Origin of the sequence: Tardiphaga sp. 172_B4_N1_3 (genome assembly GCF_052076035.1) — a bacterium.
In the GTDB taxonomy this organism is placed as follows: domain Bacteria; phylum Pseudomonadota; class Alphaproteobacteria; order Rhizobiales; family Xanthobacteraceae; genus Tardiphaga; species Tardiphaga robiniae.
In genome coordinates, this window is sequence record NZ_CP197238.1 from 762,839 (window position 1) to 784,157 (window position 21,319).

Below are 21,319 nucleotides of genomic sequence, written 5' to 3' on the forward strand. Positions count from 1 at the left end.
ATACGGCGCTTGTCGCGCTCTTTATCCACGTTCCTCGGATGGTCCCGAGCCTATATCGCCCGGTCACGCTAAGCCATTCTACTAATGACCTTTCGCGGTGGTCTTCCCTACGTCAAATCGGTATCCTGAAATGTCTCGCGGCGGACAATCTGCCTGCCAATTTGTCGCGCGAGCGTTCTTTTGCGCTGCAACATTCGAAGTGAAGCGGACCCTATGATTGCTGCAGATCATCTCAAGCGCATCGCGGCCTGGGCGCGGGACCTGAACGAGAAGGAGATCGAGGTCGCGCGCGCGGGCATCGTCGAGAAGTCGTTCAAGGCGAATGAATTCGTCTGTATGCGCGGCGACCAGTTCGAATACTGGACCGGTGTGGTGAGCGGTCTGGCGAAGATCGGCACCATCTCGCGCAGCGGCAAGGAAGTCAGCATCACCGGCCTGACGGCGGGCGCGTGGTTCGGCGAGGGCAGCGTGCTGAAGAACGAACCGCGACGTTACGACATTGTGCCGCTACGCGACTCCAAGCTGGCGTTCATGGAGCGTCCGGCATTCATGTGGCTGTTCGAGAACAGTGTCGGCTTTAACCGCTTCCTGGTCTCGCTGTTGAACGAACGGCTCGGTCAGTTCATCGCACTGACTGAATATGGCCGCAGGCTCGATTCTACCGGGCGGCTCGCGCGCTGCATTGCCTCGCTGTTCAACCCGATCCTCTATCGCGACGCGGCCCGCCATCTGGACATCACCCAGGAAGAGCTCGGTGCCATCAGCGGCATTTCGCGGCAGAGGGCGAACCAGTGCCTGCAGACGCTGGAGAAGGAGGGTCTGCTGCGGCTCGAATATGGCGGCGTGACAGTGGTCGATCTTGAAAGGCTGGGCAGCTACGGCGACTAGGCCGTGGCTAGGACGCAGCGGTGGCGCGTTTCCTCTCCCCGCTTGCGGGGAGAGGGTGGCCGCGCGAAGCGCGGTCGGGTGAGGGGGACTCTCACCGGGCTCGAAGCATGTGGAGATTCCCCCTCACCCGACGCCCGCATGCTTCGCATGCGGACATCGACCTCTCCCCGCAAGCGGGGCGAGGTAAGGAAGTCGGCGCTTACACTTCCAGCCATTCCCTGCGCACGGCGTCATTGGCCTTGAGCTCTGCCGGCGTGCCCTCGAACACGATACGGCCGTGGCCCATCACATAGACCCGGTGCGAGATGCGCAGCGCGATCGACAGCTTCTGCTCGACCAGCAGGATCGCGACGCCGCGCCGTGCGATCTCGGCGATGAGATCGCCGACCTGCTGCACGATGATCGGCGCGAGGCCTTCGGTGGGCTCGTCGATCATCACCAGTTCAGGATCGCCCATCAGCGTCCGGCAGATCGTCAGCATCTGCTTCTCGCCGCCGGACAGCACGCCCGCTGCGGTATCGGCGCGCGCGGCGAGGTTCGGAAACATGCCGAGCATGTCATCGAGCTTCCACTTGCCGGGATGACGCGGATCCTTGATCCCCAGCATCAGGTTCTGCCGCACCGTGAGGCCCGGAAAGATGTCGCGATGCTCCGGCACGTAGCCGAGGCCGAGATGCGCGATCCTGAAGCTCGGCAGGCCGGCGATATTGGCGCCCTTGAAGGTGATGGTGCCGTGTGGTGGCACTTCACCCATGATGGCCTTCACGGTGGTGGAGCGCCCGACGCCGTTGCGGCCGAGCAGGCTGACGACCTCGCCGGCATCGATATGCAGATCGACGCCCTGCAGGATGTGGCTCTTGCCGTAATAGGCGTGCAGGTCCTGAACTTGGAGCATCACGCCACTTCCTCGCCGAGATAGGCTTCCTTGACCTTCGGATTGCCGCGGATTTCCTCCGGCGTGCCCGAGGCGATGATCTGGCCGTAGACCAGAACCGAGATGCGGTCGGCGAGGCCGAACACCACGCTCATGTCGTGCTCGACGATCAGCAGCGTTCGCCCCTCGGTCAGCCGCCGGATCAGTGCCACGGCACGCTCGGTTTCGGCGTGACTCATGCCGGCGGTGGGCTCGTCCAGCAGGATGACATCGGCGCCGCCCGCAATGGTGATGCCGATTTCGAGCGCGCGCTGTTCGGCATAGGTCAAAAGACCCGCGGGCACGTCGCGGCGCGATACGAGGTTGATATCCTGCAGGATCTGCGCGGTGCGGTCGCGCACCTCGGGCAGGTTGTCGACATTCTTCCAGAACGCGTAACGATGCCCGGTCGCCCATAGCACGGCGCAGCGCAGGTTCTCCCACACGCTCATCTTGGCGAACACGTTGGTGACCTGGAAGCTGCGCGATAGCCCGCGGCGGTTGATCTGGAACGGCGGCAGGCCGGAGATCACCTGATCGCGCAGCAGGATGCTGCCGACTGATGGCTTCATATAGCCTGATATCAGATTGAACAGCGTCGACTTGCCGGCGCCGTTGGGGCCGATCAGCGCGTGGCGTTCGCCTTGGGCGACCGTCAGGTTGACGTTGCGGATCACGGAGGTGATGCCGAAGGTCTTCTCGACGCCGCGCAATTCAATGGCGGTGCTCATGCGGCCACTCCCTTCTCGCGCGCCGCGGTCAGGGCATCGTCCCAACTGCCGGCGACGCGCGCCCAGGTCTTGCGCGCGATGATGAAGCCGCCGATCAGCAGCACGGCGGCAACGGCCCAGATCGCAGGGTTCGCTGCATCGAATGGAATCCCGAAGGCTTTGATGTGTGAATCCTCGCCGGGATTGACGGTGAAGTGGACAGTGGTCTCGATCGCCAGCATCAGGCCGGTGATCATCGCCAGCGTCGGTATGAAGGCGACGAGATAGCTCGGCAGCACGCGGCTGAGCGTGCCGCCTTTCAGCAATGGACGATGCATCATCAGAAGGCCGGTGATGCCGCCGGGCGCGAACATCACCACGGCGATGAAAATCAGACCGAAATAGAGCTGCCAGACCTGCGTGAGATCGGAGAGGCCGAGCGACAGCAGCGTGACGAAGATCGCGCCGACGATCGGACCGATGAAGAAGCCGACGCCGCCGATATAGGTGGCGAACAACACGGTGCCGGATTGTACGGCGCCGAGATAGGCCGAATTGGCGATCTCGAAATTGATCGCGGCCAGCGCGCCCGCTATGCCGGCAAACAGGCCGGAGAAGCAGAAGGCGATATAACGGATGATGTGCGGATCGTAGCCGACGAACTGCACACGTTCGGGATTGTCGCGCACGGCGTTGCACATGCGCCCCAGCGGTGTGCGGGTGAGGGCGTACATCGCGATGACGGCGATCAGCGTCCAGGCCGCGACCAGATAATAGATCTGGATCTGCGGGCCGAAGCTCCAGTCGAACAGGCGCAGCACCTTGGTGCGGTTGGCGGAGACGCCGGCTTCGCCGCCGAAGAAGGTGCGCAGGATCAGCGCTGACGACGCGACGAGTTCTGCGACGCCAAGCGAGATCATCGCAAAGGCCGTACCGGAGCGCCGGGTCGACACCCAGCCGAGCAGCATGGCGAAGACGAGGCCAGCCGCGCCGCCGACCAACGGCACCAGCGGCAGCGGGATCGCGAACTTGTTCCTGGCGATGATGTTGATGGCGTGGATCGCGAGAAAGCCGCCGAGGCCATAATAGACCGCGTGGCCGAAGGACAGCATGCCGGTCTGGCCGAGCAGGATGTTGTAGGACAGCGAGAAGATGATCGAAATGCCGATCAGGCTGAAAGTGGTCAGCGATCCGCCCGACGAGAACAGTTTCGGCAGCACCAGCAGCGCCAGCGCGGCGCCGATCCAGATGCCGTAGAATTTCAGCCGGTCGGAGGCGGCGGGACGGGGCGGCGCGATGGTTGCCGGAATCTTGGCGGTGGCGTCGCTCATGTGTCGCGTGTTCCCAGCAGGCCCATCGGGCGGAAGATCAGGATCAGCACCAGCAGTAGATAGGGCATGATCGGCGCGATCTGGGCGACGGTGACGTTCCAGATATCGGAGAGCCATGTGGCGGCGTAGTCGGGGCTGAGCGGGCCGAAGGCGCCGGCCAGCGAGCCGTTCATCGATACGGCGAAGGTCTGCACGAGGCCGATCAGCAATGAGGCAATGAAGGCACCAGGTAGCGAGCCGAGGCCGCCGACGACCACGACGACGAACAGGATCGGACCAAGCAAGCCGGCCATGTTGGATTGCGTCACCAGCGCCGGGCCTGCGATCACGCCGGCGACGGCGGCGAGCGCAGTACCGACGCCGAACACCAGCATGAAGATACGCCCGACATTGTGCCCGAGATGGCCGACCATATGCGGATGGGTCAGCGCCGCCTGCACGATCAGGCCGATGCGCGTGCGCTTCAACACCACCAGCAATCCGATGAAGATCACGATGGAGACGACCAGCATGAAGATCTTGAAGGCCGGGTAGTTGGTGGAAAACAGCGTGAAGGCCGGGAAGTCGAGCAGCGGCGGTACGCGAAAATCGACCGGGCTCTTGCCCCAGATAATCTGCACGATCTCCTCAATGGCGAACGCAAGCCCGAAGGTGAACAGCAGCTCGGCGACGTGGCCGTTCTTGTGAACGTGACGCAGGCCGTAGCGTTCGACGGCGGCGCCGAGCGCGCCGGCCAGCAGTGGCGCAAGGATCAGCGCCGGCCAGAAGCCGAACCAACGGCTGATCTGAAAGCCGAAGAAAGCGCCGAGCATGTAGAAACTGGCATGGGCGAAGTTCAGCACGCCAAGCATGCTGAAGATCACCGTCAGGCCCGAGGCCATCAGGAACAGCAGCATGCCGTACAGAACGCCGTTGAGCGTGGAGATGACGATCAGTTCAAGCACGAAGTATCTGCCTCTCGGGTGAGGAGTGTGCCGGAGTGCGGCGGCGTCTTAACCTCTCCCCGCTTGCGGGGAGAGGTCGGATTGCGCAGCAATCCGGGTGAGGGGGAGACAGTGAGTGAAACTGAGAGTCCCCCTCATCCGTCCCGAACTTGCTCTGCAAGTTCGGTCCACCTTCTCCCCGCAGGCGGGGAGAAGGCAGGGCTTACGGCCGTTCCATCTTGCAGGTTGTCGGCAGCACCGTCTGCGGCGTGTCGATCTTGGCGGCTAGCTTCCAGCCCCAGCCGGTCTTTTCCTCGTCGAACGGCTCCTTGTCGGTACGCTCGCCGAACGAGGCGATGTACATTGGCTGGAAGAACTGATGGTCGTCCTTGCGCATATTGCCCTTGCCGCCGTCGAACACCTCGAACTCCATGCCTTCGAGGGCCGCAGCCACCTTCACCGGATCGAGCGACTTGGCCTTTTCGGCGGCCGCGGCGAACATGCGCATCTCGTTCACGGCGCGTGGATAGAACAGGCTGAAGTCATACTTGGCGCGCAGTGCCTTTTCGAACACGTCGGCCGAGGCGTGGCCGAGATTCGGGATGCCTTCGGCGATCTGGAATACCTGATGATTCAGGCCGGCCTGTTTGATCGCGGTCGGGCCACCGGTGCCGCCGGCATAATAGGTGAACCAGCTCACCTTCAGGCCTGCGTCAGCCGCAGCCTTCAGCAAGAGGGCAAAATCCTGACCCCAGTTGCCGGTGATGACGCTGTCGGCGCCGGAGGCCTTGATCTTCGCAATATAGGGCGCGAAGTCCGTGATCTTCAGCAGCGGATGCAGTTCGTCGCCGACGATCTTGACGTCGGGTCGCTTGGCGCCGAGCATGGCGCGCGCCTGGCTGCGCACCGACTGACCGAACGAGTAGTCCTGATTGATCAGGTAGACGTTCTTCACCGCAGGCACGGTCTTGATGTAGTTGGTGAGCGCTTCCATCTTGATGTCTGAATTGGCATCCCAGCGGAAATGCCAGAAGCTGCATTTCTCGTTGGTCAGAACCGGATCGACGGCGGCATAGTTGAAGTACAGGACTTCCTTGCCGGGATTGCGCTCATTGAACTTGGTGACGAAATCCGACAGCGCACCGGCGACCGACGAGCCGTTGCCCTGGGTGATGTAGCGAATGCCGCCATCGATCGCCTTCTGCGCCTGGATCAGGCTCTCTTGCGGATTGGTCTTGTTGTCGAGCGGGACGATCTCGACCTTCTTGCCGAGAATGCCGCCCTTGGCGTTCAGCTCGTCGGCGAGAAACTGGAAGGTCTTGAGGCCGACTTCGCCGACGCTGGCGCCGCCGCCGGACAGTGGATCGATATAACCGATCTTCACGGTCTCCTGCGCCATCGCCGTGCCGCCGAGCATCGGCAGCGCAATAGACGCAATGAGGGCTAGTTTGCGCATGGTGTTTCTCCCTGGAAGCATTTGTGCTGGCCGTTGTCGCGACGCCGAATCTTTTGATCCATCCGTCGCTGGCCTTATGCCGGGAGTGTGAGCCATGGCGGTAGAAGCTGCAAGCCTCACTTGCTGCCTCACTTGGTCGTAGGCGCGGCCTTCGCTTTCTTGGATATCGCAGCGTCGCCAATGATTTCCGCGGCGCGCAATTCGTCGATTTCGGTGGCACTGAGGCCCAGGAGATCGCGCAGGACTTCCTCATTGTGCTGGCCGAGCGTCGGCGCCAGCCGGGTGATCGGGTAGGGCAGTTTCGCACTGCCTTCGCGATAGGCAACGGAGGGCAGTAGATGCGGGCCCATAAATACCTTGGTCACCGGCTGCCAATGTCCAACTGCGAGCAGGTGCGGATCCCCGGCCAGATCGAGCGGCAGTCGCGCGGTACCCGCGGGCACGCCGGCGTCCTGCAGCGTCACCATGGCCAGATCCGGCCGCACGGTCGTCGTCCAATGCCGGACCGCGACCTCGATACGGTCCTCTTCGGCGCGGCGTCCCTCGGTGGTGGCAAGTGCAGCATCTTCAGCCAGGTCGTTGCGATGCATGACCTTGCACAGCGCTCGCCATTCGTCGTCACTGCGCACGGCAATGGTGATCCACTGATCTTCGCCAAGACAGGGAAAGCAACCATTCGGCACGAAGCGCGGATGCCGGTTGCCGATGCGCGGGCCGGATTTGCCGGTGGCTGATTGCTCGATGACCGAGGGTGCGACAAGAGGCAGCAGGGCTTCCGTCGCACTGAGATCGATGTGTTGGCCGAGGCCGGTATTCTTCTGATGCATGAAGCCGAGCATCAATGCCGCCGCAGCACTGACGCCGCCGAAGGGATCACCAAGCGCGGCATGCAGCATGGTCGGCGGATCGCCCTCACGCCCGGTCACTGACGGCAGGCCGGAAGCTTGCTCCAGCGTCGAGCCATAGGCGCGCACGCCGCTCCATGGACCGGTCATGCCGAAGGCGGGCATCGTCACCACCACGAGACGCGGATTGATCTTGTGCATGGCTGCGGCATCGAGGCCCATGCGTGGCAGCACGTCGGCGGCATAGTTGTCGATCACCGCATCGGCGCCGGCGAGCAATTGCTTCAGCAGCTCCTTGCCGCGGGGATTGGTGAGATCCAGCGTGATGCCGCGCTTGTTGCGGTTCATCTGCTGAAACCAGTAGATTTTCTCGTAGGTGCGTTCCGGAAAATACGGGCCGCGTGGATCGGTGCCGCGAAACCAGTCGGGATACTGGCAGGACTCGACCTTGATGACGTCGGCGCCGAGATCGCCCATCTGCCGCGTGGCCGATGGACCGGCCCAGCCCATGGTGAGATCGACAATGCGCAGGCCTTTCAGCGGCTGCGGATCGTCCGGTGTTGCCTGCCTCGTCGCTACGCGCTGATGCGCAAGCAGGGCGTCGATCGTGTCGTCGCCGGCAAATGGCGCGCGGCCATTGGGCTTCGGCCGCGAGCCGGTCAGCGTTTGCGGCAGCACCGGCGCATCGAATGATGCCGTGCCGATCTCGACTTTCGCGAAGGCGCCGCGATCGCGGTAGTATTGCTGCTTCAGCAGTGTCTCCATGTCCGGCACGACCGCGAGCGGAAGACGCAGCTTGATGCCCATCTCGAACCATTCGTTTGCGCTCTTGTGCATCAGGATGGGTTGGAAGATATCGAACAGCGCTTTGGAATTATTGGTGCGCGCGAGACCGTCGTTGAACTGCGGCTCTGTCTCCAGTTCGGGAAGGCCGAGCATCACGCAGAACGCAGCCCATTGCGCCGGTGTCACGACCGTGATGCCGAGCCAGCCGTCCTTGGTTGGGAAATTGCCGACGGGATAGCCGCGGCCGAAACGGTTGATGGCCATGCGGGGCCGGGTGAAGCCGACTTCCAGTGCGAGTCCTGTGTCGAATTCGCTGATCTGCAGCATCGCCTCATGTGCGCTGACCGCAAAGCGCCGCGCGCCGGTGTTGCGACCATACATGCCGGCGAGCGTCGGAATGAAAGCGGTGAGGCCGGCCATGACGGCGATCTGTCCGTCGCGCGGCAGCACCGGCGGGCCTTCCTGCGCACCGACCAGCTTCACACTGCCCGCGAGACTGCGACAAACGGAGTCTGTCGTCTGATAATTGCTGTAGAGGCCGTGTTCGCCGAACCACGAGATCGCGGTGATCGCGAGGCCCGGTTGCTCCTTGCGCAGATCATCATGCGTCAGGAGTGAGTTAGGAATCTCCGACGGCGTGCGTGCGTCGATCAGCAGGTCGCATGTCGCAAGCAACGCGCGGACACGCGCGACATCGTCGGACTTGTCGAGATCGGCGATGACACTGCGCTTGTTGGTATTCAGCCAGGCGAAATATCCGCTCTCGCGGTGGCCGTCGCCGGCATCGACGAGCGGCGGATAGTGCCGCGCAGGATCGCCGCCCGGCGGTTCGATCTTGATGACCTCGGCGCCGAAATCGGAAAACAGTTTGCCGCAGTAATCCAGCGTGTCGCCGGATCCGATTTCCGCGACACGCAAATCCGATAATGGCAAGTTTGGCATTTCCGCCCGATCATTTTTTTATGTGTCGGGGCATCATGTCGAGATGTATGCGGGCGTCAAGTCATTCGGCGCGCGCTGCAGCCTTGTCGAGCGCGATCGACATCGCCGAGATCAGTGGCTTCATGAAGAACGCATCATTGGCTGGAGTGATGTCGGCCTCGAGGCCGTATGATTTCAATTCGTCAGACACGACCGGACCAACCGATGCGATCGGTGTCTTTGCAAGTGCACCGCGCAATTGATCCTCGCGGTCATGCGCCTTTGCAGCATCGACGAGGCGACGCACCTGACCTGAACTCGTCAGCGCGATGGCATCGACGCGGCCGGCTTCCATTTCGTCGATGGCCGAGAGGATGTTCGTTTCAGCAGCCTTGGAGTCGTAGACGTAAGGCAGCACCGTATCGACCTCGGCGCCGCAGGCGGTGATCGCTGATATCAGAACGCTGTGGTCCTTCTCGGGATAGAGCTGCAGGCCGAGGCGATGGCCTTTGAGATCGAGCCGCGACAGCATTTCGGCGACGCCTTCGGAGGTCGGCTTCTCGGTGGTGATGTCAGCCTCGAGGCCGATCTCGCGCAAGGCGCGCCCGGGCTTCGGTCCGCGGGCGAATTTGCGGGATTTGCCGACTGCGGCGACGAACTCTTTTTCGATGCCGCGTTGACGCACGATTTTCATCATCCGGCGAAGCCCTTCGCCGGTCATTAAAACGAGGTCGTCGAACGGGTTAGCAATGAATCGGCCGATCCAGGCCTCGACCGGGGCGGAATCCGGCGCGTCCTCGATGGTGAACATCGGACATTGCAGCACATTGGCGCCCTGTTCGGTCAGCAGCCGGGAGAATTGCGCTTCCTCGCGGGTCTCCAGGATCAGGATGCGATAACCGTTGAGCTTGTCAGCCATATCCGTTTTCTGCCTGTTTTCGTTCGTTAATTCGCTGGCAATGACGTCCATATTGCAGCGCGCCAATTGGATTGGCGCAAGCTTGCTTCGGATGATAGAGCAGGGCCTCGATTTCCGGTTCACTTGAAGCAGATCAGCCCGTCCCATGTCCCATCAATTCGTCCTGACCCTGTCCTGTCCAGATCGCCCCGGCATCGTGTCCGCTGTATCGACCTTCCTGGCCCATAATGGCCAGAATATTCTCGATGCCCAGCAGTTCAACGATGTCGAAACCGGGCACTTCTTCATGCGCGTGGTGTTCAACGCCGCCGACGTGAATGTCGGTCTGGCGGCGCTGCAGACCGGCTTCGGGGCCATTGCAGAGCGCTTCAAGATGGACTGGCAGATGCGGGACCGGGCGACGCGTCGCCGCGTCATGCTGCTGGTGTCGAAGTCCGATCACTGCCTCGTCGATATCCTGTATCGCTGGCGCACCGGCGATCTCGACATGATCCCGACCGCGATCGTCTCGAACCATCCGCGCGAAGCCTTCAAGGATCTCGATTTCGGCGACATCCCGTTCCACCACATGCCGATCACCAAGGAGACCAAGCGCGAGCAGGAGCAGGCGATCTGGGATCTGGTCGGCACGACCGAGACCGAGCTCGTGGTGCTGGCGCGTTACATGCAGATATTGTCGGACGAGATGTCGGCGAAACTGTCCGGCAAGTGCATCAACATCCATCATTCATTCCTGCCGGGCTTCAAGGGCGCACGGCCCTATCACCAGGCGCACGCGCGCGGCGTCAAGCTGATCGGCGCCACGGCGCATTACGTGACCAGCGATCTCGACGAAGGTCCGATCATCGACCAGGACGTCGAGCGCATCAGCCACCGCGACACGCCGGAAGAACTGGTGGCCAAGGGCCGCGACATCGAGCGCCGCGTGCTGGCGCGCGCCATGCGCTATCACCTTGAGGATCGCGTGATCCTCAACGGCATGAAGACCGTTGTTTTCATGAACTGAGCGACGCCGTCGCGGCGCGATAGCGCGATCAGCGAACGGCTTCTGCAGAGGGCGATGTGGCGGGGTCGGGCCCCGTCATGGCGCCGGACTGCTGCTGCTCGTGCCGCTTCGCATAGGCTTCGTATTCGGGAGAGCCCGGACGCGGCGGCGCGTCTGCTGGCAGTCCGCCGGCCCATGCCGGGATCAGGTCAGCCATGCCGCCGGCCATGAATGAACTGATTGAGCCACAACCGCCAAGGCTGCAGGACAACAGCACAAGACAGACAAAAACGGGGACGCGGCGGGCTACTGGCATGGCGGCAACATCATTTGAGGCGGTCTGCGGAATATAGCAGATCTGCGACGGGTTTTGCCGACAATTGAAGGCAAATCAATGGTCGAATATTACCGAGCGTGGCCGGGCGGCCTCAGTGTTCCGGCAATCTCGCTGCCAAAAAGCTGGCCAGCTCATCCAGTCGCTTGCGGTGAGAAATAATGAGGCGACGACGCGGTAGCATCATGCCATATTGGATTCGAGTGCATGAACTCACCGCGCTCTCTGCGTTAAATTGCAACGGGTGGCGGGTAGCGATGCGGGTTTTGAATCAACGAGTGGCGCGCTGCTGGCTCGCCCGCCTTGTCACCGCAGCGGCGCTGGTCCTGACGACGCTGCCGGCGGCGGCGCAGGACGCAACCTGGCTGAGCGCGCCTGGCTCGGGCGACTTCAACACGGCAGCGAACTGGGGTCCGGCCGCGGTGCCGACCGGCACCGCGTTCTTCGGCACGTCCGGCGTCGCCGCGCTGTCATTTTCGGCCTCTACGACCCTCGGCGGCTGGACCTTCAATGCCGGTGCTTCGGCTTACAGCTTCACCGTCGGCAGCAGTCTCTTTTTCGTCGGCGCCGGCATCGTCGTCAACGGCGGCTCAGTCGACATCACCAACAACAGCGTCATGACTTTCGCCAACTCCAGCACGGCCGGCAGTGCCACCATCGCCAACAACTTCCAACTGCAATTCATTAACACCAGCACGGCCGGCAACGCGGCTATCACCAATGGCGCGGCGGGTACCACGGATTTCGGCGGATCGACCGGCCCCCTTGGCGACAACAAGCTCAGCGCCGGCTCGATCAACGGCGGCGGCACTTTCAGACTGGGCCAAAACGAGTTGACGGTCGGTGGCAACAACTTCTCCACCAACGTCACCGGCGTCATCGCCGACGGCGGCACCGGCGGCTCGCTGGTGAAGACCGGCGCCGGCACGATGATCCTGTCCGGGATCAACACCTACACCGGCGGCACGACCTTTGCCGGCGGCACGATTAGCGTCGCGCAGGATGCCAATCTCGGCGGCGCAGCGGGGGCGCTGACCTTCACCGGCGGCACGCTGCAGACGACTGCCGGCTTTTCATCGGCGCGCAGCATTGCTTTGGGCACTGGCGGCGGCACCCTGCAGGTCGATACCGGCACTCTCGAACTGTCCGGCAATATCGCGGACAGCGGCGGGACGCCTGGCGCATTGACCAAGACCGGCGCCGGCACACTGTCGCTCACCGGCAACAGCATTTATTCCGGCGCCACCAATATTCTTGCCGGCACGCTGCTCGCGAGCGGCTCGCTCAGCCCGGACAGCGCCTATACGATCGCGGCCGGCGCCACGCTGGCCCTCGACAGCCCGTTCCAGTTCATCGGCTCGCTGGCCGGCGCCGGCAGCGTGACCAATGCCAACGCCGCCGATGCGGTTCTGGTCGTCGGCCTCAACAACAGCAGCACGACCTTTGCCGGCGTGATCAGAGATGGCGCGGCGGCGAAGATGTCGCTGTGGATCGACGGCACCGGCGTCACGACACTGACCGGCGCCAACACCTATACCGGCGGCACCGCGATCTGCTTCTGCTCGACGCTGCAGATCGGCAATGGCGGCACCACCGGTTCGATTGTCGGCGATGTCGCCAACGGCGGCACGCTGATCTTCAATCGCTCGAACTTCTACAGCTTCGACGGAGTCATTTCCGACAGCGGCGCCGACCAGGGCAAACTGGTGAAGACCGGTGCGGGCAACACCGTGCTGAGCGGGATCAACACCTATACCGGCACGACGACGATCAATGCCGGCACGCTCAGCGTCAACGGTTCGATCGCATCGTCGTCGCTGACCACGGTGAATTCAGGCGGTACGCTCGGCGGCAACGGCTTTGTCGGCGACACGCTGATCAATGGCGGCGTGCTGGCGCCGGGCAATTCGATCGGCACGCTCAATGTCACTGGCAGCCTGACCATGACGGCTGCATCGACCTATCTGGTGCAGATCTCCGGAGCATCATCGGACAAGACCATCGTCACCGGCACCGCGACGCTGGCCGGCAAACTCGCAGTCGATCCGCTGGCGCGCATCGCCGCGACGACGACCTATACGATCCTCAATGCCGGCACGATCAGCGGCAGCTTCGACACGATAACCTTGGTCAACAACTTCGCGCGCAATGCGCGGTTGAGCTATGTGGGCAACGACGTGTTGCTGACCGTCGATCCCGGCCTGCTCAGCCCGAACCTGCCGGACAGTGCCGGCCGCAATCAGAAGGCCGTCGCAACCGCCATCGACAATGCGCTGATGAGCGGCGGCACGATGCCGAGCCAGTTCAACGCGCTGTTTGCGCTCACCGGCGATGCACTGCGCAACGCGCTGACCCAGACCTCCGGCGAAACCGCGACGGGATCGCAGCAGACGACATTCAACGCCATGACGCAGTTCATGGGCATGATGACCGATCCGTTCAGCGCGGGCAGGGGCTTTGATACGCCGGGCGCGATGGGCTACGCGGATGCGCGCAAGCCGCGTGATGCCTTCGCGATGTTCACCAAGGCGCTGCCGCGCGCGCCGTCCTTCGAGACACGCTGGAGCGTCTGGGCCTCCGGCTTCGGCGGATCGCAAACCACCGACGGTAATGCGGCGACGGGATCGAACACCGCGCGCAGCAGCATCGGCGGCACCGCCGTCGGCGCCGATGTGCTGTTGTCGCCGAACACGGTGGCCGGATTCTCGCTCGCGGGCGCCGGCACGAATTTCTCCGTGGCCAATGGCGGCAGCGGTCATTCGGACATGTTTCAGATGGGCGCCTTCGTGCGCCACAGCGTGTCGTCTGCCTATATCACCGCCGCGGCCGCCTATGGCTGGCAGGACATCACCACCGATCGCATCGTGACCGTCGCCGGCCTTGATCGCCTGCATGCGCAATTCAATGATCGCCTGCATGCGCAATTCAATGCGAATTCCTATTCGGCGCGGGTCGAAGGCGGTAACCGCACTGTGAGTTCATGGCTCGGCGGCGTCGGCGTGACGCCCTATGTCGCCGCGCAGGTGATCGCATTCGACCTGCCGTCCTATACGGAAACCGTCAATGGCGGCGCCAGCACCTTTGCGCTGAACTACGCGGGCAAGACAGTGACATCGACCCGCAGCGAACTCGGCCTGCGCACCGATAAGTCCTTCGCCGTCAACGATGCGATCCTGACGCTGCGTGGCCGCGCGGCATGGGCGCATGACTTCAACAGCGATCGCAGCATCGCCGCCACGTTCCAGTCGCTGCCCGGCGCCTCGTTCACGGTGTCCGGCGCAGCGCCGGCACGCGATGCGGCGCTGACCACGGCCTCGGCGGAAATGAGCTTCGTCAGCGGCATCTCGCTGGCCGCCACCTTCGAGGGCGAATTCTCCGACGTCACGCGCTCCTACGCCGGCAAGGGCGTTGCGCGTTATCAGTGGTGATGAGTAGGGCGGATTACGGCTTCGCCTAATCAGCCCTACGACCTGCTATTTCATGATAGCCGGGATATCGGTAACTAACGACCCGAACCACCTTCGGTTGCGATAGGCTGTCTGTGATTCGTCGCTCGGCTGATGCCAGCAGGCGTGGACATCCGGGCCGGGGACAGCGACTTGAAAAATTTGCAGGTGACGATGCGCGGCGACACGACGCGCACGGGCGTTGCCTTGCAGGCATCGCTGTACGGCAGTCGCCATCACCTCAAGCCGAAGCTTTCGTTCGCCGCGCTCACCGCAATGTTGCTCGGCACGGCATCGGCGCTGGCCGACGGCGGAGCCGGCGGCAACGGCGTGCCGAACCTGGCGTCGGCCACCAATCAGTTGACCGTCGGCGGTGCCGGCGGCAGCGATGGCACGGCGGGCGGCGCCGGCGGCAGCAATGTGTACTGTGCTGTGCCCGGTGCTGGCGGAGGTGGCGGTGGGGCCGGCGGCGGACTCGGCGGTAACGGCGGCAGCACCCCGCAGGCCAATGGCGGCACGTCCGGCGCCAACGGAGCTGACGCGGGCCTCTTCTGTGGCGGCGGCGGTGGTGGCGGAGGCGGCAATGGCGGCGCCAACGGACAGACCATTGCCGGCCCGCTGCTGGTCAATTCGTCCATTTCAGGCGGCAGCGGCGGCGCTGGCGGCAATGGCGGCAACGGCGCCCCGCCGAGTCCTACCGTTGGCCCAAATGGCAGCGGCGGTGGCGGGGGCGGCGGTGCGGGCGGTAACGCCGTGGTGGTGACCGGCGCAAGCGTGCTCACAGTCGCCAGCACCGCGATCCTCAGCGGCGGCAACGGCGGCGTCGGCGGGAATGCCGGCAGTCCATCCCCTTACACCAATTCCCCGGGTGCTGGCGTCGGCGGCAATGGCGGTGATGGCGGCGCCGGGATCGTCTTCCGCGCCAGCGGCGCGACCCTGTTCAACAGCGGTACTGTTCAGGGTGGCATCGGCGGGATGCCCGGATGGGGCCAGCCAAATGCCCAAGAAATCCAGAGCAGCGCCGGCCTTGGCGGCGCCGGCGTCACCGGCGCCGGTCTTACAATCGTCAACAACGGCAGCATCAGTGCCGGACGCGCTGGCTCCGTCAACGGCAATGGCAGCCTTGGCAACGCCATCGTCTTCGCCGACGGCAGCAATGTGCTGACCATGTCGGGCGGCGGCACACTGACCGGCAATCTCGTCATCGCCTCCGGGCTGATGACACTGGCGCAGACCAGCGCGAACTGGACCTATGACAATGCGATTACCGGCGGCGGTGCTGTCGCGATCAGCACGGCCGCCGGCACGACGGTCGCGCTCCAGGGTATCAACACCTATAGCGGCGGCACGACCGTTATGGTGGGCAGCACGCTGGCGATCAACAATTCGCAGTCCATCGGCACCGGCGCCCTGACGCTCCAGGCCGGCGGTACGCTGAATATGACGGCGCCCGGACTGAGCATCGACAATGCGATCAGCGTCGCCGGCATGGCGTCCATCGCCACCCAGCAGGATGCCCGCATCACCGGCGCGATCGCCGACGGCCTGTCGCCCGGCGGCATCATCAAGACCGGCCCGGGGATGCTGATCCTGTCGGGCACCAGCAGCTACAGCAATCTGACGCAGGTCCAAAGCGGCATCCTGCAGGTCGACGGTTCGATCGCTGCTTCGAGCCAGGTCTCGGTGCTCAGCGGCGGTGTGCTGCAGGGCACCGGCACGGTGGGCAAGTTGCAGGTCGAAGATGGCGGCACTTTCAAGCCGGGCCTGCTCTACCTGCCGGGCTTTCCAGCCACCCTGCCGTCGATGACGGTGGCGGGCACGATCGGCTTTCAGCCCGGCTCCACCTATCTCGTGCAGGTCAACCCGAATGGCGTGACCTCCGTCAATGTGTCGGGCACGGCGTTTCTCGGCGGCACGGTGAAGATTGCCGCGGCGTCGGGATGGCAACACTGGACGATTATCGAGCCCATTCTGCACGCGGCCGCGCTGAATGGCACGTTTACCGGCGTCAGCGCGTCGGCCGCCTTCACCAGCAGTCTCAGCTACAGTGCCACCGACGTGACGCTGACGATCACCGGTGGCTTCGCCAGCGATGTGATCCTGTCGCGGAATCACGCGGCGCTGGTCGCCGCACATGACAGCTACTTGTACCAGGGTGGGGCGCGGCCAGCGCGCTTCGACGCGGTGCTGACCCTGAGCGGCAGCAATCTCACCGCCGCGCTGACGCAGATTTCCGGCGAGACGCCGACCGCGACGCATCAGGCGGGGCTCAACGCGGTGACGCAGTTTGTCGGCGCGATGTCCGATCCGACCATTGCCGGCCGCGGTGGCAACGCGTCGTCGGCGATGCCTTACGCGGAGGGCGACGCAACGGGCTCTTACGCGGCCAGCGGCAAAAGCTCCGCCCGCGATGCCTTCGCGATGATCACCAAGGCGGTGCCAATCGTTCCCGCATTCCGGCCGTTCTGGAACGTGTGGGCCGCGGGCTTCGGCGGCACCCAGACCACCGACGGCAATGCATCGGCCGGCTCGAACACGTCCACCAGCCGGATCGGCGGCGTGGCGGTCGGTGCCGACTATCATCTGTCGCCACAGACCGTCGCCGGCTTTGCGCTGTCCGGCGGCGCCACCAGCTTCAGCGTCGAAGGCGGCGGCTCGGGCCGTTCCGACCTGTTCCAGCTCGGCGGCTTCGTGCGCCACACGACCGGCTCGGCCTATGTCACGGCGGCGGCGGCCTATGGCTGGCAGGACGTCACCACCGATCGCACGGTGGCCGTGGCCGGCATCGACCAGTTGCGCGCCAACTTCACCACCAACAGCTTTTCGGCACGGCTCGAGGCTGGCCATCGCACCGTGATGCCGTGGCTCGGCGGCATCGGGCTCACGCCCTATGCCGCGGCGCAGGTGACCTATCTCGACCTGCCGGCCTATGCCGAGACCACCTTGTCGGGGCCGACGACGTTCGCGCTGGCCTATTCTGCCAAGGGCATCACCGCACCGCGCAGCGAACTTGGTCTGCGCAGCGACAAGTCGTTTGCGATCAGCGATGCGATCCTCACCTTGCGCGGTCGCGCAGCCTGGGCGCACGACACCAACACCGACCGCTCGGCCACAGCGACCTTTCAGGCGTTGCCCGGCGCCAGCTTCGTGGTGGGCGGCGCATCGCCGGCTGCTAATGCCGCGCTGACCACGGCGGAGGCCGAGTTGCGCTTCGTCAGCGGCATCAGCGTCGGCGCGACATTCGAGGGCGAGTTCTCGGATGTGACGCGCTCCTATGCCGGCAAGGGCGTGGTGCTTTATCAGTGGTAGCAGGTGCCGAGGGCGCGGTGCGCCGCGCGCATTCATTCGGCAGAAATCTGAAAATAATCCTTGACGCTGTTTTTGATGAGATTATATTCTCCTGCATCCCGCCCCACTTTGAGGGGTGTTGCCAGGGACGCTTGTTAGCGCGGGGCGGGATGTGGCGCCTGCGGGCGGGAGGGAGACGTTCCCTCACGCACTCGGGAGGCCTTGGGTCACCGTCCGGCCCCACTACGGGGGTCTGCCACTCATGCTGGCTGGACGTGGCATTGGTGAACGGCGGGAAACCGTCGGGATAAGCGGACTGCGGAGGTCTGCGCCTTTGCCCGGAAGAACGGTCCCGGGGACAGAAATCGCCACGATGGAGCGTCGAAAGGCGTTTCCGCGGCCTCTGTGGTTCGGCGATCCGGACAGCACGCTGCGGCACTAACTGAAGTCGCGCCTTTCGGCGCTTCATCTCCCTCATTGTCGAGGGAGACCCCCGGGACCGCCACGCACGCGCACAGGCGCGGGCAAGGACGGCGCGTGACCGCGCTCAGCCATGTCGTTTCACGCCGTGGTCTTGCGCTTCGATGCAGCGGGTTTGCGAACCTGTACCGCGTTGACCGCCGGTGCCTGTGCCAGCAGGCGGCCCAGCATGTCGATCAGCTTTTCGACTTCCTTCTCATCGAGGCAATCCAGCAGGACCCGTTCGCGGTCCAGCGCCAGTTCGATGATCCGGTCATGCAGCGCGCGGCCGGATTTGGTCAGGATGACGACGCGCCTGTTGTCGCCAGCCAGATCGGTCACTGTCACGCTGCCGTTATCGACCAGAGATTTAAGGGTGCGACTGACGAGACCCTTGTCGAGGTCGAAATACTGGCAAATCTGTTGTGCGGTGCACGCGTCCTCGCTGGCGAGCTTCGAGAGGATTCGCCATTCCGTGACGCCGACGCCGAATTCGCGCCGATAGGCACTCGAAGCACCCGCGGCGAGCTTGTTGCCCAGGAAATTGATGAGCGCCGGTACATATCGTCCATGGTTGATCACCGGCTTTGTCATCTGGATACGATCTGCAATCTGAAATGAACGGAAATCGAGCGGCCCGTGAATGCTTGGCTAGACTTTAGCAGCATGCCACGATGCGTCGGAATTACGCAGTTCAACAGACCGCGTTGTGTTGTCAACCCAGCCGTTGACAGGTCAACATGGCTCCGTTATCGCGGGCGATCATCATCGCGGGCGACAGCGTATGGGGACTATGACTTCACGGCCTTGAAGAGCCGGCATCACCTACAGAGGAGGAATTAATGCTGAGGAATTTCATTTCCGCGACTGTGACCGCTGTCAGCGTGCTGTCCATCGGCGGGCTCGCGCAGGCGCAGGAGACCGTCAAGATCGGTCTGATCGTGCCGATGACCGGCGGCCAGGCTTCGACCGGCCAGCAGATCAATAACGCCATCAAGCTCTATCAGCAGAAGAACGGCGACACCGTTGCCGGCAAGAAGGTCGAAATCATCCTCAAGGATGACGCGGCGCTGCCCGACAACACCAAGCGCCTCGCGCAGGAACTGATCGTCAACGAGAAGGTCAACATCATCGCCGGCTTCGGCGTGACGCCGGCTGCGTTGGCCGCTGCGCCGCTCGCGACCCAGGCCAAGGTGCCGGAAATCGTGATGGCTGCCGGCACCTCGATCATCACCGAACGCTCGCCGTATATCGTGCGCACCTCGTTCACGCTGGCGCAGTCCTCCACCATCATCGGCGACTGGGCCGCCAAGAACGGCATCAAGAAGGTCGCGACGCTGACCTCCGACTACGCACCGGGCAACGACGCACTGCAGTTCTTCAAGGAGCACTTCACCGCCGGTGGCGGCGAGATCGTCGAAGAGGTCAAGGTGCCGCTCGCCAATCCGGACTTCGCGCCGTTCCTGCAGCGCATGAAGGACAGCAAGCCCGACGCGGTGTTCGTGTTCGTGCCCGCCGGGCAGGGCGGTAACTTCATGAAGCAGTATGCCGAGCGTGGCCTCGACAAGTCCGGCATCAAGGTGATCGGACCCGGCGACGTGATGGACGACGACCTGCTGAACAACATGGGCGATGCAGCCTTGGGTGCCGTGACCGCGCATCTCTATTCAGCCGCGCATCCCTCGGCGATGAACAAGGAGTTCGTTGCGGCCTACAAGAAGGCCTACAACACCCGTCCGGGCTTCATGGCCGTCGGCGGCTGGGACGGCATCCATCTCGTCTATGAGGCGCTGAAGAAGACCGGCGGGAAGGCCGACGGTGACAGCCTGATCGCGGCGATGAAGGGCATGAAGTGGGAGAGCCCGCGCGGCCCGATCTCGATCGATCCGGAGACCCGCGACATCGTGCAGAACATCTATATCCGCAAGGTCGAGAAGGTGGATGGCGAACTCTACAACATCGAATTCGCGACGTTCGAGGCGGTGAAGGATCCCGGCAAGACGAAGAAGTAAGTATCAAGCTTGACGTGACGCGACGTCGCTAATGGTCTCCCTCCCCCCGCGCGAAGCAAAGCTTCGCTAGACGGGGAGGGTCGGCCGAGCGAAGCGGAGGCCGGGGTGGGGGTGCCCCGAGCTCTGCAGAGTATGCGGCACCCCCACCCGACCGGCCTTGCGGCCGGCCACCCTCCCCGTCTAGCGAAGCTTTGCTTCGCGCGGGGGGAGGGACAAGAAAGTGCGAAGCCTGCATGACCCTTCTCACCATTCTGTTCGACGGCGTCGCCTACGGCATGTTGCTGTTCGTGCTGGCGTGCGGGCTGGCGGTGACGCTGGGCCTGATGAACTTCGTCAACCTCGCCCACGGCGCCTTCGCCATGGCAGGCGGTTATGCCTGCGCGATCCTGGTCAATCGCGCCGGCCTGCCATTCTTTGCGGCCTTGCCGATTGCTTTCGTGGTGAGCGCTGCGATCGGCGCCGCGCTGGAGCGATCGCTCTATCGCCACCTCTATACGCGCAGCCATCTGGATCAGGTGCTGTTCACCATCGGCCTCGTCTTCATGTCAGTGACGGCGATGGACTACTTCATGGGCTCGGCGCAGACCTTTATCCATCTCCCGGATTATCTGCAGGGCCAGATCAATCTGTTCGGCCTTGGCGTCGGTCGCTATCGTCTGATGATCATCGTGATCTGCGGATTGCTCACCATCGCATTGCAGATGATCCTGTCGAAGACGCGCTTCGGCAGCCGGCTGCGCGCCGCGGTCGACGATCCGCGGGCTGCGTCAGGTTTGGGTATCAACGTTCCGCAGGTCTTCGCGCTGACCTTCGCGTTCGGCTGCGGATTGGCTGGCATGGGCGGCGCACTTGGCGCGGAAATCCTCGGCCTCGATCCGTATTTCCCGCTGAAGTTCATGATCTACTTCCTGATCGTGGTGACGGTCGGCGGTTCGTCCAGCATCACCGGGCCGTTCCTGGCATCGTTGCTGCTGGGCATCGGCGATGTCGCCGGCAAATATTACGTGCCGAAGCTCGGCGCCTTCGTGATCTACACCATGATGATCGTGATCCTGATCTGGCGCCCGAACGGCCTGTTCGGCCGCACCGCGGCGCGGTGAGGG

General features: G+C 63.7%; 15 protein-coding genes. 6 read left to right on the forward strand and 9 right to left on the reverse strand.

Annotated elements, in window-relative coordinates; genetic code table 11:
* Nucleotides 1–213 precede the first annotated feature (213 nt).
* On the forward strand, nt 214–888 hold the full coding sequence (locus AB7783_RS03425; protein WP_441276839.1) for a Crp/Fnr family transcriptional regulator: 675 nt from the start codon (nt 214–216) through the stop codon (nt 886–888).
* A gap of 199 nt (nt 889–1,087) precedes the next feature.
* On the opposite strand, the gene AB7783_RS03430 is transcribed toward AB7783_RS03425, so the two are convergent.
* The 7 genes from AB7783_RS03430 to AB7783_RS03460 all read right to left on the reverse strand — a co-directional run bounded on the left by AB7783_RS03430 (nt 1,088) and on the right by AB7783_RS03460 (nt 9,692).
* On the reverse strand, nt 1,088–1,783 hold the full coding sequence (locus AB7783_RS03430) for an ABC transporter ATP-binding protein (protein ID WP_089268120.1): 696 nt from the start codon (nt 1,781–1,783) through the stop codon (nt 1,088–1,090).
* Entirely contained in the window at nt 1,783–2,532 is a 750-nt protein-coding gene (locus tag AB7783_RS03435) for an ABC transporter ATP-binding protein (protein WP_231077459.1), read from the reverse strand. Before AB7783_RS03435 ends, AB7783_RS03430 begins: the two co-directional genes overlap by 1 nt.
* Nucleotides 2,529–3,842 (reverse strand): branched-chain amino acid ABC transporter permease, encoded by a 1,314-nt coding sequence (locus tag AB7783_RS03440; protein ID WP_441276840.1) that lies wholly within the window; start codon nt 3,840–3,842, stop codon nt 2,529–2,531. Before AB7783_RS03440 ends, AB7783_RS03435 begins: the two co-directional genes overlap by 4 nt.
* Nucleotides 3,839–4,786, reverse strand: coding sequence for a branched-chain amino acid ABC transporter permease (locus tag AB7783_RS03445; protein ID WP_068738207.1), 948 nt, complete (start codon nt 4,784–4,786; stop codon nt 3,839–3,841). The genes AB7783_RS03440 and AB7783_RS03445 overlap by 4 nt, the downstream gene beginning before the upstream one ends.
* A gap of 202 nt (nt 4,787–4,988) precedes the next feature.
* Nucleotides 4,989–6,221 carry a branched-chain amino acid ABC transporter substrate-binding protein gene (locus AB7783_RS03450; RefSeq protein WP_441276841.1) on the reverse strand — a complete coding sequence of 411 codons (1,233 nt, stop codon included), beginning with the start codon at nt 6,219–6,221 and terminating at the stop codon, nt 4,989–4,991.
* 128 nt (nt 6,222–6,349) lie between these two features.
* Nucleotides 6,350–8,794 (reverse strand): CoA transferase, encoded by a 2,445-nt coding sequence (locus tag AB7783_RS03455; RefSeq protein ID WP_441276842.1) that lies wholly within the window; start codon nt 8,792–8,794, stop codon nt 6,350–6,352.
* 61 nt (nt 8,795–8,855) lie between these two features.
* A complete protein-coding gene (locus tag AB7783_RS03460) occupies nt 8,856–9,692 on the reverse strand; it encodes a uroporphyrinogen-III synthase (RefSeq protein WP_441276843.1) in 837 nt (278 codons plus the stop codon).
* A gap of 145 nt (nt 9,693–9,837) precedes the next feature.
* Between AB7783_RS03460 and purU the strand changes: the two genes are divergently transcribed.
* Nucleotides 9,838–10,698, forward strand: a complete 861-nt coding sequence (gene purU, locus AB7783_RS03465) for a formyltetrahydrofolate deformylase (protein WP_089268114.1) — start codon at nt 9,838–9,840, stop codon at nt 10,696–10,698.
* Nucleotides 10,699–10,726: 28 nt separating this feature from the next.
* Here purU and AB7783_RS03470 read toward each other — a convergent pair whose 3' ends face one another.
* The gene (locus AB7783_RS03470; RefSeq protein WP_439057829.1) at nt 10,727–10,894 is read right to left on the reverse strand and encodes a hypothetical protein; all 168 of its coding nucleotides are present in this window, start codon (nt 10,892–10,894) and stop codon (nt 10,727–10,729) included.
* A 395-nt stretch (nt 10,895–11,289) separates the two neighbouring features.
* Here AB7783_RS03470 and AB7783_RS03475 point away from each other — a divergent pair, with 395 nt between their 5' ends.
* Together AB7783_RS03475 and AB7783_RS03480 are read left to right on the forward strand one after the other, a co-directional pair.
* Nucleotides 11,290–14,439 (forward strand): autotransporter outer membrane beta-barrel domain-containing protein, encoded by a 3,150-nt coding sequence (locus AB7783_RS03475; protein ID WP_441276844.1) that lies wholly within the window; start codon nt 11,290–11,292, stop codon nt 14,437–14,439.
* A gap of 171 nt (nt 14,440–14,610) precedes the next feature.
* Nucleotides 14,611–17,766 carry an autotransporter domain-containing protein gene (locus AB7783_RS03480; protein WP_441276845.1) on the forward strand — a complete coding sequence of 1,052 codons (3,156 nt, stop codon included), beginning with the start codon at nt 14,611–14,613 and terminating at the stop codon, nt 17,764–17,766.
* Nucleotides 17,767–18,306: 540 nt separating this feature from the next.
* Here the strand turns inward: AB7783_RS03480 and AB7783_RS03485 are convergent.
* Nucleotides 18,307–18,798, reverse strand: coding sequence for a MarR family winged helix-turn-helix transcriptional regulator (locus AB7783_RS03485; protein WP_068738189.1), 492 nt, complete (start codon nt 18,796–18,798; stop codon nt 18,307–18,309).
* Between the two features lie 248 nt (nt 18,799–19,046).
* Between AB7783_RS03485 and AB7783_RS03490 the strand changes: the two genes are divergently transcribed.
* Entirely contained in the window at nt 19,047–20,216 is a 1,170-nt protein-coding gene (locus AB7783_RS03490; RefSeq protein WP_439076537.1) for an ABC transporter substrate-binding protein, read from the forward strand.
* Nucleotides 20,217–20,449: 233 nt separating this feature from the next.
* The gene (locus tag AB7783_RS03495; protein WP_441276846.1) at nt 20,450–21,316 is read left to right on the forward strand and encodes a branched-chain amino acid ABC transporter permease; all 867 of its coding nucleotides are present in this window, start codon (nt 20,450–20,452) and stop codon (nt 21,314–21,316) included.
* Nucleotides 21,317–21,319 lie beyond the last annotated feature (3 nt).

Bases quoted from the DNA above. Each gene is read 5' to 3' on its own strand.
- AB7783_RS03490 (WP_439076537.1), top strand. From the start codon at position 19,047: ATGCTGAGGAATTTCATTTCCGCGACTGTGACCGCTGTCAGCGTGCTG.
- AB7783_RS03440 (WP_441276840.1), bottom strand. From the start codon at position 3,842: ATGAGCGACGCCACCGCCAAGATTCCGGCAACCATCGCGCCGCCCCGT.
- AB7783_RS03495 (WP_441276846.1), top strand. From the start codon at position 20,450: ATGACCCTTCTCACCATTCTGTTCGACGGCGTCGCCTACGGCATGTTG.
- AB7783_RS03450 (WP_441276841.1), bottom strand. From the start codon at position 6,221: ATGCGCAAACTAGCCCTCATTGCGTCTATTGCGCTGCCGATGCTCGGC.
- AB7783_RS03455 (WP_441276842.1), bottom strand. From the start codon at position 8,794: ATGCCAAACTTGCCATTATCGGATTTGCGTGTCGCGGAAATCGGATCC.
- AB7783_RS03425 (WP_441276839.1), top strand. From the start codon at position 214: ATGATTGCTGCAGATCATCTCAAGCGCATCGCGGCCTGGGCGCGGGAC.
- AB7783_RS03435 (WP_231077459.1), bottom strand. From the start codon at position 2,532: ATGAGCACCGCCATTGAATTGCGCGGCGTCGAGAAGACCTTCGGCATC.
- AB7783_RS03485 (WP_068738189.1), bottom strand. From the start codon at position 18,798: ATGACAAAGCCGGTGATCAACCATGGACGATATGTACCGGCGCTCATC.
- AB7783_RS03460 (WP_441276843.1), bottom strand. From the start codon at position 9,692: ATGGCTGACAAGCTCAACGGTTATCGCATCCTGATCCTGGAGACCCGC.
- AB7783_RS03470 (WP_439057829.1), bottom strand. From the start codon at position 10,894: ATGGCTGACCTGATCCCGGCATGGGCCGGCGGACTGCCAGCAGACGCG.
- AB7783_RS03430 (WP_089268120.1), bottom strand. From the start codon at position 1,783: ATGCTCCAAGTTCAGGACCTGCACGCCTATTACGGCAAGAGCCACATC.
- purU (WP_089268114.1), top strand. From the start codon at position 9,838: ATGTCCCATCAATTCGTCCTGACCCTGTCCTGTCCAGATCGCCCCGGC.